The organism is Vagococcus teuberi, from assembly GCF_001870205.1.
Taxonomy (GTDB): Bacteria; Bacillota; Bacilli; order Lactobacillales; family Vagococcaceae; genus Vagococcus; species Vagococcus teuberi.
The window spans coordinates 1,866,633-1,881,007 of sequence record NZ_CP017267.1; the positions used below are offsets into that span (position 1 = coordinate 1,866,633).

A 14,375-nucleotide genomic window follows, 5' to 3' on the forward strand; every position below is an offset into this window, starting at 1 on the left:
TCTAGCCTCCTTTTACTGCACTTTTTTCTGTAACTCAGATAATATATTTAATGCTTCAAGTGGTGTTACACCTAACAGGTTTAAGTTTTTAATCTCATTTACCACTTCACTTGATTCTGATGTTTCTTCCCCAAATAACGATAGTTGACCAACATCGTCTACCTGTTTATTTTCTTTTTCGACAACGATTTCAGTTACGTCTGTTGTGTGAACAGCTTGTGACTCAAAATTTTCTAATAAATCAGATGCTCGGTGGAGTAAATTTTCTGGTAATCCAGCTAGTTTCGCTACATGAATCCCATAACTTTTATCAGCTGGACCTTCCATCATTTTATGTAAAAATACCACTTCACCATTTTCTTCCACAGCTCCAACATGACGATTGCTGACACCTTTTAACTCATCTTCTAGCGTTGTAATTTCATGATAATGCGTAGAAAATAATGTTTTAGCACCAACATATTCATGAATGTACTCAATGATTGCCTGGGCTAATGCCATTCCGTCATAAGTAGCTGTCCCACGACCTAACTCATCAAATAAAATCAAACTGTTTGGTGTAGCGTATCTCAACGCCTGATTAGCTTCCATCATTTCGACCATGAATGTACTTTGACCCGATATCAAATCATCTGACGCACCAATTCGAGTAAAAATTTGATCAAAAATAGGAATGACCGCAGATTCTGCCGGCACAAAACAACCGATTTGCGCCATAATAACCGTTAATGCCAATTGTCTCATATATGTACTCTTACCAGACATGTTCGGTCCAGTGATTAGTAATATCATTGTGTCTTTATCCATCTCAATACTATTAGGCACATATTCTTGACTGCCTAGTACTTTTTCAACCACTGGGTGACGACCATTTTCTATCTGGATAACTGATTGATTGGTGGTCATTTCTGGGCGAACATATTGATAGGTTTCACTAATATCAGCAAACCCTTGTAAAATATCAAGTGTTGCCACTGATTTTGCCAAGGACTGTAGTCGGCCTATTGATTCTTTCACCGTTTCTCTGACTTCCAAAAACAAACGATACTCCAAATCTTGAGATTTTTCTTGCGACTCTAAAATTAATGTTTCCATCTCTTTTAATTCTGGTGTGATATATCTCTCTGCATTGGCTAATGTCTGCTTTCTTTCATAACGATCAGCTGGCACATCTTGAATATTACTTTTCGTCACTTCAATAAAGTAACCAAATACCCGGTTAAATTTAATTTTTAACGTTTTAATGCCCGTTGCTTGTCGTTCTTTCGCTTCCATTTCAGCAAGCCATTGTTTACCATTTTTCATCGCATCACGGTACGTATCTAATTCGTCATTGTATCCATCTTTAATCACATTTCCTTCTGTGATAGATAACGGCGCCTCTTCATTAATCGACTCACGTATAACCCCAACTAAATCATCCATTGGTGTCAATTTTTCTAACAATGTTCCAAATTGCCCACTATCTAATCCTTGAATAATTGATTGAATCATCGGAATTTGTTCTAAAGATTGTTTTAATTGAAGTAAATCTCGTCCATTGACTGTTCCAAAAGCCACTCGTCCTGCCAAGCGTTCTAAATCATATACATGACGTAAATAATCTTTTAAGTCCATACGCTCAAAGTAAGCTTGTGTTAAACTTTCGACCATCTCTTGTCGCTCTTTAATCTCAGATAATTTTAATAACGGGCGATCAATCCATTGTTTTAATAATCGTCCCCCCATCGCTGTTTGTGTTTCATCAAGTAACCATAACAGCGTGCCTTTTTTATCTTTTGAGCGAATAGATTGTGTTAATTCCAAATTATATTTCGAATAATAATCCATCTTTAAAAAATGACTTGGTTCATAAACTTGTGCTTGTTGCAAGTGACTAAGTTGTCTTTTTTGAGTATCTGAAAGATAAGACAATAACGTCTGAATAGATTGTTTAGCTAGACTGTCTGACACTTTTTCCATTAGGTAGCTAAACTCCGCTTCAACATCACCAATCTTTTGTTTAGATTGAACAATAGATTGTGCCTCAAACCATGATAATAAGTCCTCTGGTAAGTCACTACCTATCACGATTTCTTTTGTACGCAATGCACTACACTCATTTTGTACCGTTTCATCATCAGATAACGTGGCCACACTGATTTCTCCCGTACTTAAATCTGTATAGGAAAAGCCATAGTTTTTCGTTTCATCATCATAAACTATCGCTGTTAAAAAGTTATTTTGTTTTGCATCTGATTCTTGTTTTCCTAAAGCTGTTCCTGGTGTAACAAGTTGGACAACTTCACGTTTAACCATGCCCTTAGTTGTTTTTGGATCTTCTACTTGCTCACAAATAGCTACTTTATATCCTTTTTCCACTAAAATATCAATATAATTTGCAGCCGAATGATGTGGCACCCCACACATTGGAATAGGATCTTCAGCATTTTTATTTCGACTCGTTAAAGTCAATTCTAATAGCTGTGATACCTTTTCTGCATCCTCATAAAACATTTCATAAAAATCACCCAAACGATAGAATAAAAAAGCATCTGGATATTGAGCTTTTATCTCAAAATATTGTTGCATCATAGGTGTATGTTTTGTTTTTTGTGGCATACCATCACTTCCCTACTCTTCTTCATTTAACTTTTGTTCTAATGTATCATTCACTTGAGTTTGTAAAATCGAAGCCAAATGATGTAATAAATCATTTGCTTCAACTAAACACTCTCTATATTCAACTACTAATGGATGTGTATCAAACGCTTCTTGCAGTTCATCTGCTTGACGTATGGCTTCTTTTTCTGCATTAGGTTTATCATAGTGAGCAAATTTAACTGCTTCTTTTTGCAACACTTTGATCTCTTCAACCAATTGTTTTAATCCCTCATGCTCATCAATTCGTTGTTCAATTTTTTTATAGGCTTTTATGGTGTCATGATTTTTTAAACCATCAAGCAACTCTGCCATAGACGCTTGAATATTATCATCGTACTCTGGTCTTTTTTCTGTCATAAAAGCTCCTTTCAAGGTTTACTCTCTAAATTGGTTATCCGCACTTATTGTACTTGCCTTGATTTTTGTGGCTTTTCCAGTTTTATCATCAATATCGATTACGCAATAAGATAAGATAGTACGCCCACTTGTCACAACTTCAAAGCGATGTGGTAATGCTGTACGGAATTTTTCAATAACCGCACTTCTTTCCATTCCTAAAATACCATCATAGGGTCCTGTCATTCCAACATCAGATAAATAAGCTGTTCCTTCTGGCAAAATACGTGCATCATTGGTTTGAACGTGTGTATGTGTCCCAACAATCGCTGAAATGCGTCCATCTAAAAACCAGCCCATTGCTTGTTTTTCGCTTGTCACTTCACCATGAAAATCAATAAATATGTGTGATGTTCGTTGCGATGCTTCTTCTACTAATTTATCTATCACATCAAATGGATCATCTATTGGTGTCATAAACGTTCTTGCTTGCAAGTTTATTACCGCCAGTTCAATCGTATTGACTTTTACATACACAATGCCTTGTCCAGGTGTTGTGTCTTTTGGAAAATTAACTGGTCGTACCATTTTTTTTGCGTCCTGTATAAACTCAAAAATATCGCGATTATCCCAAGCATGGTTACCTAAAGTCACCACATCTGCCCCGTCTTGCAAGATTTCTTTGTATATTTTTTCTGTAATCCCACGACCTGCTGCGGCATTTTCACCATTCACAATCGTGACTTGGGGACGATATTTTTTCTTTAACTTTGGAAGATAGGTGCCTAAGATTTCTCTTCCTAATGACCCGACAACATCTCCAACAAATAATAAACGCATTTATTTTCCTCTTTTCTAATTAGCTACCTATATATTTTAACAAGTTTCAAACCTAAATAAAAGAAATCAAAGTTTTTTCTATCTTTCATTCTGTTATTTTTATGTTAGAATGGAAAAAATAGTGTCTCTTGAAAGGGTGAAACATCGTGCCAAACACACTACTTATCTTTGGAGGAAGCGGTTTTATTGGACAAAAAATTTGTCAAAAAGCGATAGAACAAGGCTATCACGTTTATAGCATTTCAACGCACGGCAAACCTAGTATAAATGAAAATTGGGTGAATCATGCGAACATGACTTGGATTGCAAGTGATGTAGTAAAACATGACACTTGGCAAAACGACATCCCAGATTCTATTCACTATTGTATTAATTTAATTGGCATTTTAAAGCAAACAACGAAACAAACCTATGTTAATAGCATTATCAGACCAAATGATATTATTAGTAATTGGGCAACAACAAAGCAGATAGCTTATCTGTTTCTCTCAGCAAAATTTGGGCCATCAGACTATATCAAAGCAAAAAAAGAAGCTGAATCTTTGATTACCTCTCAAGACAATCAAAATACTATTGTTTATTCTGGTTTAGTAACAGATAAGAACCATCTCTTAAAACAAACACAAGGCGTTGTATTGAAACTCGGTGCTAAGATACCCGTGCTTTCTCATTGGTGTAAACAAGTTTATCCAATAGACGTCAATCATTTGGCATGCGCCATTTTAAATGTCGTCAAGTCACCTGATAAAACAAGTAAATATGTTGATTTAACACAATAAAGGAGCGCGTTAACGTGAATATTTTAATTACGGCAGGAGGAACATCTGAAGCAATCGATTCGGTAAGAAATTTAACCAATCATGCAACAGGTTCGTTAGGAAAAGTAATAGCAGAAACACTTGCTGAACATGTTGATACTATTTTTTATGTTCATGGACCAAAAGCAGTCCTACCAAATAATCCAGCTATCAAATTTTTTCCTATTGCTTCTGTTAGAGATTTAGAAAAAACGATGCAAGACATTTTAACTACGACACCTATCCATACTGTCATTCATAGTATGGCTGTCAGTGATTATGAGTTAGACTATACGACATCGGAAATTGACTTAGCAAAAAACTTAGCCGATATGATATCAACTAAGTCACCTTCAACTAAAGATGAACTAGAAAACTTAATAAAAACAGCTCTTACTTCTGACGCATTAGCATCAAATACTGGTGAGAAAAAAATCCGTTCAACTTCTGAACAACTCATTATTGCATTAAAAAAAGCACCTAAAGTAATTCACTCCATAAAAAAATGGCAACCAACAACTCAATTAGTTGGGTTTAAGTTATTAGTTGGTGTGAGTGATGCTGATTTAGTAGCTGCTGCAACAGACAGTATCAAAAAAAATAAGGCTGACTACATTGTGGCTAATGACTTAGAAAATATTTCAACGGATAAACACGAAGCCTTAATTATTAATCATCAAGGGATCAAAAAGAGATGTCATACGAAACAAGACATCTCAAACACACTACTGACATTGATTAAACAGGAGGGATAAGTATATGCCAAAAGTATTATTAGGTGTTTCAGCTAGTATTTCCGCCTATAAAGCAGCGGATATCATCAGTCAACTAAAAAAACAAAATATTGATGTTGAAGTGATTATGACGGACAATAGTACAAAAATCATTCCAGCTTTGACACTTCAAGTTTTATCAAAAGAAACAGTCCATACAGACGTTATGTATGAACATAAACCAAGTGATATCAATCATATAGATGTGGTCAAACGAGCGGATTTATTTTTAGTCGCACCCGCTACAGCAAACATTATTGGAAAAATAGCAAATGGCATTGCCGATGATATGCTGTCGACAACTGCCTTAGCTGCCCATGATATACCAAAAATAATCGCACCAGCTATGAATACATATATGTATACAAACCCTGCGATGAAGCGTAATCTCACACAACTAGAAGAAGATGGGTATCAAATCATCGAACCAAAAGAAAGTTTACTGGCCTGTGGAGATTATGGTAAAGGTGCTTTAGCTGATGTCGATGTGATCGTTAATACCGTAAAAGAAAAATTAATCAAAAAATAAAAAAAGGAGTTTCATCGTGAAAACAAAACGTTTAACACTCACTGCTATATTTTTAGCAATTATCATCGTCTTTTCATTTACACCACTAGGGTTTATCAACTTAGGTTTTATAAAAGCGACGTTGGTACACATTCCTGTTATTATTGGAGGAATTGTTTTAGGACCAAGAATAGGTGCTTTTCTAGGGTTATCTTTTGGACTACTTAGTATGACCATCAATACCATGACACCTTCAGCTTTATCATTTGCCTTTTCACCATTTATTCCTGTTCTTGGAACAAATAATGGTAGTTTATGGGCAATATTCATAGCACTTATTCCTAGAATTTTAACTGGGGTTGTGCCTTACTTTATTTACAAGTGGTTGAAATCCACTAATAAAGTGCCTGAAAAACTATCATTGTTTTTATCAGGTGTTGCTGCATCAATGGTCAATACACTTTTAGTAATGAACTTAATTTATTTAGTATTCCAAGACGCATATTCTCAACTAAAAGGTGTTGCGATTGGATCTGGACTATATAAAGCCGTTTTAAGTGTTATTTTTATCAACGGTGTTCCTGAAGCTTTAATCGCAGGAATCGCAGTAAGTGCCATAACTGGTGTGTTAATAAAAATATATCAAAAAGGTGGACAATCTTCATAAAATTATCGTTGTTTTTTCGAACGGTTATGATAAACTATTTATAGACTTAACTATAAGGCATAACCCGTATCATAATTACGCTTGCTTATGTTCTTATATTAGTCTTCCCTACTTTAATAAAAGTAGGGATTTTTTTACATAAGGGACCAATCACTATTCCAAAATGCCAACTCAGTCAATGGTGGATGTGGACTGGTGGTATTTTTAGTTTAGTGATTGTTCTAGCAACTATCATTATTCCAAGCAAAATCAGTTACACAACGTTTTTGGGTTCATTTAATCGGTATTGCTTTTTTAATAATTGGCGTGGTATTAGTAAAAAAATAGAAGCTATTACTTCTAGTCATTAGTAGCCATATCGATATTTATTACTATACAAAAAAATGTTTCACTATCCTTTGTAATTTTCTAACTTTTCGATGGTTTGTCGGACTAACTGACGAGGTGGTAAATATCGTCCAGATTCTTCACGTTGAGTGGCTTTCAAATCGAGTTGTCCCATATTAGAAAGTTCACTCAACGTAATTATAGGAATATTTTTTTCTTTAGCTAGCTGCCACATATAGTTCAATTCTTCGTTGCGTTTAACCGAATAATACTTAGTCATACCTAACAACAATAAATATGCTATCATAAACCATATTTTCCCAGAGATTAACAATGACACACAATATATTCCTATAAGAATATATAATAAATAATAGATTTTTTTCATTGCCATAACGCTTCCTATTTCTTATATAAGTATAACAAAAAACTCTTACTTTTTCGTAAGAGTTTTTAATACGTCATAATCATTTCATCTTCATCATTATCTGGATTTTTAGCTTTTATCTCAATCACTAACTGATGAGGCAAACAAATACTTGTTTGTCCTACTCGACTAATCCAACTTGTCATAACCGCAATTTGATCTGGACTGTTATCTTCTTTTACTCGTATGCGAGTTCCATCAACTTCAACAATATTATATTTATCCCCACCTGGGTAGTAGGTTTTCTCAAAATGTTTTGTGTTTTCATTTAAATCAAAACGGTCAACTTCTTTACCTTTTATTGTAACAATTGCAATATTTCCACTAGTATCCTCTTTATGTTTCGCTTGATTTATACCAAATACCACATAAGGAACAAATGATAAAACTATCAAGCAGATAATTACTACACCATCCATATACCGCCATTGCTTTTTTAGTTCATGCCATATCTTCATCTCTTTATTTCCTTTCAAGCACTACTCTTAGTAAGATAACGTTAATTTCAAAAATCGTCAACTTATTTATTTAAATCTCTTTTTACATTCTTGTGAAAAAAATATCAATATTGCTATTTTATAGACTTTTATCTATAATTGTCTGATACAAACTCTAGGAGGAATTACAGTGTCAAAGTATCAAGTATTATTATATTATTTATATGTCCCTATTGAAGATCCTGAAGAATTTGCCAAAGAGCATTTAGAATTATGTAAATCTTTTAACTTGAAAGGCCGCGTCTTAGTTGCTAAAGAAGGTATCAATGGAACTCTCTCAGGTTTAACCGAAAATACACAACGTTATATGGATTACATGCATGCTGACGAACGATTTAAAGATATTTTCTTTAAAATTGATCCCGCTGATGAGCAAGCATTCAAAAAAATGTTCGTTCGCCCTCGTCCTGAATTAGTGTCTTTAAAATTAGAAGATGATATTAACCCATTAGAATTAACTGGAAACTATTTATCACCTCAAGAATTTAAAGAAGCTATTTTAGATGAAGATACGATTGTAATCGATGCAAGAAATGATTACGAGTATGATTTAGGTCACTTTAGAGGAGCTGTTCGTCCAGATATTCGCACATTTAGAGAACTACCTCAATGGATTCGTGATAACAAAGAAAAATTTATGGATAAACGTGTTGTGACATACTGTACTGGTGGAATTCGTTGTGAAAAATTCTCTGGTTGGTTAGTTCGTGAAGGCTTCAATGATGTTGGTCAATTACATGGTGGTATCGCTACTTATGGTCGCGATCCTGAAGTTCAAGGTGAACTATGGGATGGAAAAATGTATGTGTTCGATGAACGTATTAGTGTTCCTATCAATCATGTTGACCCAGTTATCGTTGGTGTTGATTGGTTTGATGGTACACCTTGTGAACGCTACGTTAACTGTGGTAACCCAGAATGTAACAGACAGATCTTGTGCTCTGAAGAAAACGAAGCAAAATATGTACGTGGGTGTTCTCATGACTGTCGTATTCATGAAAGAAATCGTTACATCACTGAAAATGACATTACACCAGAAGAATGGATTAAAAGAATTCATGACTTAGGTGAAGAATTTGACGTTGAAAGAATGGAAACTGTACAATAATAGTTACTTTAAACCTCTAACAAAGATAGTTGTTGGAGGTTTATTTTATATCTAGTGTGTATAATAGTGCAATAATTAAAACAATGATAAAGTAGATAAAGATGTGTCTACTAAAGCAAAATATATCTACCAAATTTCAATTAATCCTATCATAGAAAACAGCGCTCTATCCTCTTTTTATGTAAAATAAAAAATAACAGCATTTGGTTTTCTCAATGATTTTTGCATTATGGCTGGTATGTGTTCTTCATTAGAGCAAACAGTTGATACCATAAAAAACAGTTCTCTAGTTTCTATCACTGGATACATGGATCATACTTCTTTCTTCGAACTCAGACTAGCTGTTTCATTGGATAAACAAATTTACTATGTGACAGAACATCTAAACAATACATTCAACTTACCTTTTCCATATTCTATAGAACAAATAATCCCTATCTCATACGATGATTTCATCAGTATAGTTGATCATTTATGATAATAAAAAAAGTCACTAGTTCTCACTAGTGACAAAAAGGAGTTGTTTATTTACTTTGGAGGAGTAAATAAAATGAAAAAGTTTGTTAGGGTTGTTTTGTTGGTATAACTATATAATAACCTCTATTTATGAAAAAACGATGTCCTTTTTTATTCTTTTTGTGACTTTTTACTTAAGAAAGAGTAAAAATAATTTGGAATTATCTCTCTTCACTCATCTCATTTAATCATTTACTAAATGCCTTAATTTATGATTTTTTAACAAGTTATCAAAAATAATGATTGGCCTGTTTTATTCCCTCATCATAAAAGTCATACTCATTTCATTTTTGAAAAAAGCTCAATAACATAAGAAAAGCGGACAAGTCCGCCTTGACCTATGAAAAAATAAGAAATTTAACCCTGAATGAGCAGCGAAGCGCGCAATGGGGCAAATTTATCTTTTTTTCACTAGGTCAGGACTTGGGAGCTAGGCATTGATGGCTGAACTTATAATCCCCTAGTCTAAAAAAAAGCCACTAGCTTTCACTAGTGGCAAAAAGGAGTTGTTTATTTACTTTGGAGGAGTAAATAAAATGAAAAAGTTTGTTAGGGTTGTTTTATTAGTATGAATATATAATAACCTCTATTTATGAAAAAACGATGTCCTATTTTATTCTTTTTGTGATATTTTACTTAAGAAAAAGTAAAGATATTTTTTACCTGTTTCTATTAAGCTTTTTCAACTTGATAAGAGTATACTTAACATACAAAAATGAATTAACTAACTTGAAAGAGCGTGAAAGTATGTCATTTATTTTTTCTGATTTTCTGTCCTGTTACTTATTAGTATAGGTCTCTTACATATTTATTGGGCTTTTGGTGAGATTATTTTTGAAGAGTATGTTCTTCCAGAATATAAATATAATCTCAAACCACAATTTTTTAATCAAACAACTGGACCATTTACGTGTTCTCTAGTTTCTTTAGCCTTTTTCATATTAGCTTTTTTATAAATTACTTATTCTTATCATATTGGTAATCCTAAAATTGTCTCTATTTTACTAACAATAGCTTGTTTTGTTTTTATAGGTAGAATTATTGGCGAGTTTAACTGTTTTGGTATATTTAAAAGAGAAAAAGATACGACCTTTTCAAAAATGGATAATATGATTTATATCCCAATATGTGTGTATCTAAACATTTCATTGGGTTGTTCAATTGGCTACTTTAAAATAAAAAAAGCCACTAGATTTCTCTAGTGACAAAAAGGAGTTGTTTATTTACTTTGGAGGAGTAAATAAAATGAAAAAGTTTGTTAGGGTTGTTTCGTTGGTATGTTTATATAATAGTCTCAACCCATGACAAAACCATGCTTTTTTTTATTAATTTATCTAAACTTTTAGTTAAGAAAAACTAAAGATAGTGATGTCTTTAGTTTTCTTTATATAACTTAAACCCTGGGATAGTCAACATCACACATAAACTTACAAGGTAAATGGCTGATAGGCACACAACTACTGCTGTTAAAGAATAATTATCCATTAAAAAGCCAATCACAACCGAAGAAAAACCACCAATTGCGCGACCTAAGTTCATAATCACATTATTAGCTGTCGCACGTATTTCAGTTGGATAAAGAGAACTGATTATGGCACCGTATCCACCATACATGCCATTAATAAAGTAGCCAACTAACATCGTTGAAAGTAGCAAACTCCATTGCCCTTTTGCTAAAACAATTAAATAGACTGACAATGATGAAAAAATTAAAAATAACCCAAATGATAATTTCGGACCAAGTTTATCCATCACCGTTCCAAATGTCAACATTCCTAAACTCATGCCAAAAATAGTACTAATCATCCACAATGACGATCCTGATACAGACAAGCCTAGTTGTTTTTGCATAATAGATGGTAACCAGTTCATCAAACCGAAATATCCCGCAATTTGGACTGTCACCATTAAAGTTAGTCCCACTGTTTGCCAAGTCGTTTGAACATCTTTAAATAATAAAGATAATTTTGGTTTTTCACCACTTTCTTGACGTTCTTTAAAACTTTCAGGTTCTTCTAAACCTCGTCTAATAAATAAAACAAAAAATATTGGTAAAACACCTATAACATACAACATCTTCCAACCTAGTACAGGAATAATCAATGAGGCTAAAATAGCCGCAACAATTGCTCCTACTTGTCCACCAATCGCAACTACCGACGTTGCTCTTGCTAAGTTTTTCTTTGAAAAGGTTTCTGAGACAAGTGACATACATGCCCCATACTCTCCACCTGCTCCCACACCTGCAATAAAACGGAATAAATAAATCAAATAAATATTTGAAGCAAAAAACATCAACAATGATGCAATTGAAAAGGTAATGACTGTATATGAAAAGACTTTAACTCTTCCTATTTTATCGGCTAAAAGACCAAAAAAAATACCACCTGCCAACATGCCCAAATTAGTAATAGTGGAAATAAATCCCGCTTGAGCACTTGTAACCTGTAGTGATGAAATAATAGATGATAATGAAAATGCCAAAAACATGATATCCATGTTCTCTAACCCGATACCTGCCGCTGTTGATACTAAAACTTTTCGTTGATACTTAGACACGAACAATCTCTCCTTCTTTTAACCATTTTTACTATTAAATCATAATTATTCACAAAAAGAAAGAAAAAATTTCGTTTTTTTGTTATTTTGTTTTTTTATAACAATTAAAAAAAGATATCAAACACCTGTTTTTAGATGTTTGATATCTTTTTAATTATTTATCATAAATAATCGTTACTGGTCCATCATTTTTTATATCAACTAACATATCCGCTCCAAAGACACCCTCTTTTACTTCTATGCCTTCTTGACGTAGCTGCTCGTTGAAATAATCGTATAACTTACTAGCCATATCAGGACGACCAGCTTTAGCAAAACTTGGACGATTGCCCTTTTTAGTATCAGCTAATAAGGTAAACTGTGAAATGGATAAAATACTGCCTTCAATTTGATGGATATCTAGATTCATCTTTCCTTCTTCATCCTCAAAAACTCTTAGTTTACTTATTTTTTTTGCCAGATAATCTGCTTCTTCTTTCGTATCTTCTTCTGCAATACCAACTAAAAGCATATATCCTTTTTCAATACTCGCTACTTTTTTGTTATCTATTGAGACACTTGCTTCTGATACACGTTGCAATACTACTCGCATACTGTTCTCACCTACCCTTTTGTTCGCTTCACGCTATGAACGTCTGGTATATTTTTTATCTTATCAACAATTTGTTCTAAATGAGCCAAATTACGAATGCTTATTGTTAAATGGATGACACCCATTTTATTCTTAGCTGTCTTTGCTTCCACACTCATCAGTTTTTTAGTATTAGCATTTACAACGAGTAGCACATCATTTAATAATCCTGAGCGATTGTAGCCATAAATCTCTAAATCAGCATTGTACTCCGTTTCGCTATTGACTGCTGTATCTTCCCACTCAACTTCAATTTGACGCTCTTTTACTTCAGGTGAACTATTCATATTTGGACAGTCTTGACTGGGTCCAAATGAATTTTGAGAAGTTAAAACCTCAATGATATCGCCATTTTTTAATTTATAATCAAGTGGTACCATCTTGCCATTTACTTTTGCTCCAGTGGTTTTATTTCCCACTTCAGTATGGATATTATAAGCAAAATCAAGCGGTCCTGAGCCTTTTGGTAATTCCGTTACGTCTCCTTTTGGTGTGAACACGTACACTTTATCACTAAAGATTTCACCTTTTACATTATCCATAAACTCAGAGGCGTCATAGTTTTCATCTTGTAATTCAATAATTTCACGCAACAGACTAATCTGATTGGCATTTTTATCTGTCTGTTGATCTGTTTTTCCTTCTTTATATGCCCAGTGAGCCGCTACCCCAAATTCAGCAATTTGATGCATTTCATGGGTTCTAATTTGAATTTCAATTGGACTACCATTTGGTCCAATGATTGTGGTATGTAGCGACTGGTACATATTTGTTTTAGGAACAGCAATATAGTCTTTAAAACGACCTGGAAGTGGCTTCCACTTGGTATGAATCGCGCCTAAAACAGCATAACAATCTTTAATTGAATCAACAATCACACGAATAGCTAATAAATCATAAATTTCAGAGAATTCTTTTTTCTTGTCATGCATTTTACAATAAATTGAATAGATATGTTTTGGACGACCATAAATCTCACCATAAATTCCCAACTCTTCTGTCGCTTCTCTAATCTCTTCTACTGCTTGAGCGACATATTGTTCTCGTTCACCACGTTTTGATTTCATCAAGTGAACAATGCGATAATATTGACGAGGATTCAAATAATGAAGAGAGCGATCTTCAAGCTCCCACTTAATCAAACTAATACCCAAACGATGAGCTAAGGGAGCATATATTTCCAACGTTTCCTTTGCAATACGTCGTTGCTTGTCTTCTCTTAAATGGTTTAACGTCCGCATATTATGAACTCTATCCGCTAGTTTCACCATAATGACACGTAAGTCTTGTGACATGGCTAATAACATTTTACGATGATTTTCAGCGAGTTGTTCTTCATGTGATTTGTATTTAATTTTTCCAAGTTTTGTCACACCATCTACTAGCATGGCAACGTCTGGACCAAATTCTTTTTCCAAGTCTTCTAACGTAACATCTGTGTCTTCCACCACATCATGTAGAAACCCTGTGGCAACAGTATGAGGATCCATATTTAATTCAGCCAAAATCCCTGCTACTTGGATGGGATGAATAATGTATGGCTCCCCTGATTTTCTAAATTGTTCTTTATGTGCTTCTCTTGCGTAATCACTTGCTTTTTCAACAAATGCAACATGCTGAGGGTTCATATAAGTCGATACCATTTTTATTACTTCTTCAGCGGTCAAATCTTTTTCTTTTGGCATGTTTTCCCCTCCTTATGAAAAAAAAGTACCACAATAGTACTTTTTAACTTAATTCTATTAC

13 protein-coding genes are annotated in these 14,375 nt (G+C 33.8%); 5 read left to right on the forward strand and 8 right to left on the reverse strand.

What is annotated here, in order from left to right; translation table 11 throughout:
- Positions 1-12 precede the first annotated feature (12 nt).
- The 3 genes from mutS to BHY08_RS08960 are packed head-to-tail and all read right to left on the reverse strand — an operon-like array spanning position 13 to position 3,819.
- Complete coding sequence (gene mutS, locus BHY08_RS08950) at positions 13-2,601, reverse strand: DNA mismatch repair protein MutS (RefSeq protein WP_071457533.1); 2,589 nt, start codon at positions 2,599-2,601, stop codon at positions 13-15.
- A gap of 12 nt (positions 2,602-2,613) precedes the next feature.
- Positions 2,614-3,000 carry a YlbF/YmcA family competence regulator gene (locus BHY08_RS08955; protein ID WP_071457882.1) on the reverse strand — a complete coding sequence of 129 codons (387 nt, stop codon included), beginning with the start codon at positions 2,998-3,000 and terminating at the stop codon, positions 2,614-2,616.
- Positions 3,001-3,018: 18 nt separating this feature from the next.
- A complete protein-coding gene (locus BHY08_RS08960; RefSeq protein ID WP_071457534.1) occupies positions 3,019-3,819 on the reverse strand; it encodes a TIGR00282 family metallophosphoesterase in 801 nt (266 codons plus the stop codon).
- A 146-nt stretch (positions 3,820-3,965) separates the two neighbouring features.
- Here BHY08_RS08960 and BHY08_RS08965 point away from each other — a divergent pair, with 146 nt between their 5' ends.
- From BHY08_RS08965 to BHY08_RS08980, 4 genes are read left to right on the forward strand one after another with little or no spacing between them, the layout of a single operon-like run.
- Positions 3,966-4,598, forward strand: coding sequence for an NAD-dependent epimerase/dehydratase family protein (locus tag BHY08_RS08965; protein ID WP_071457535.1), 633 nt, complete (start codon positions 3,966-3,968; stop codon positions 4,596-4,598).
- A 14-nt stretch (positions 4,599-4,612) separates the two neighbouring features.
- Positions 4,613-5,371, forward strand: coding sequence for a phosphopantothenoylcysteine decarboxylase domain-containing protein (locus tag BHY08_RS08970; RefSeq protein ID WP_071457536.1), 759 nt, complete (start codon positions 4,613-4,615; stop codon positions 5,369-5,371).
- Positions 5,372-5,375: 4 nt separating this feature from the next.
- The gene (locus BHY08_RS08975) at positions 5,376-5,918 is read left to right on the forward strand and encodes a phosphopantothenoylcysteine decarboxylase (RefSeq protein ID WP_071457537.1); all 543 of its coding nucleotides are present in this window, start codon (positions 5,376-5,378) and stop codon (positions 5,916-5,918) included.
- Positions 5,919-5,931: 13 nt separating this feature from the next.
- Complete coding sequence (locus BHY08_RS08980) at positions 5,932-6,564, forward strand: ECF transporter S component (RefSeq protein ID WP_071457538.1); 633 nt, start codon at positions 5,932-5,934, stop codon at positions 6,562-6,564.
- 391 nt (positions 6,565-6,955) lie between these two features.
- Here the strand turns inward: BHY08_RS08980 and BHY08_RS08985 are convergent, their stop codons facing one another.
- Together BHY08_RS08985 and BHY08_RS08990 are read right to left on the reverse strand one after the other, a co-directional pair.
- Positions 6,956-7,198 carry a hypothetical protein gene (locus BHY08_RS08985; protein ID WP_157093664.1) on the reverse strand — a complete coding sequence of 81 codons (243 nt, stop codon included), beginning with the start codon at positions 7,196-7,198 and terminating at the stop codon, positions 6,956-6,958.
- Positions 7,199-7,344: 146 nt separating this feature from the next.
- Entirely contained in the window at positions 7,345-7,776 is a 432-nt protein-coding gene (locus BHY08_RS08990; protein WP_071457540.1) for a NusG domain II-containing protein, read from the reverse strand.
- 169 nt (positions 7,777-7,945) lie between these two features.
- Between BHY08_RS08990 and trhO the strand changes: the two genes are divergently transcribed.
- Positions 7,946-8,923, forward strand: a complete 978-nt coding sequence (trhO, locus tag BHY08_RS08995; protein WP_071457541.1) for an oxygen-dependent tRNA uridine(34) hydroxylase TrhO — start codon at positions 7,946-7,948, stop codon at positions 8,921-8,923.
- 1,890 nt (positions 8,924-10,813) lie between these two features.
- Here the strand turns inward: trhO and BHY08_RS09000 are convergent.
- The 3 genes from BHY08_RS09000 to BHY08_RS09010 all read right to left on the reverse strand — a co-directional run bounded on the left by BHY08_RS09000 (position 10,814) and on the right by BHY08_RS09010 (position 14,314).
- A complete protein-coding gene (locus BHY08_RS09000; RefSeq protein ID WP_071457542.1) occupies positions 10,814-11,998 on the reverse strand; it encodes an MFS transporter in 1,185 nt (394 codons plus the stop codon).
- A 154-nt stretch (positions 11,999-12,152) separates the two neighbouring features.
- Positions 12,153-12,590, reverse strand: coding sequence for a D-aminoacyl-tRNA deacylase (gene dtd, locus BHY08_RS09005; RefSeq protein ID WP_071457543.1), 438 nt, complete (start codon positions 12,588-12,590; stop codon positions 12,153-12,155).
- An 11-nt stretch (positions 12,591-12,601) separates the two neighbouring features.
- Positions 12,602-14,314, reverse strand: a complete 1,713-nt coding sequence (locus BHY08_RS09010; RefSeq protein ID WP_071457544.1) for a RelA/SpoT family protein — start codon at positions 14,312-14,314, stop codon at positions 12,602-12,604.
- Between the last annotated feature and the right edge of the window lie 61 nt (positions 14,315-14,375).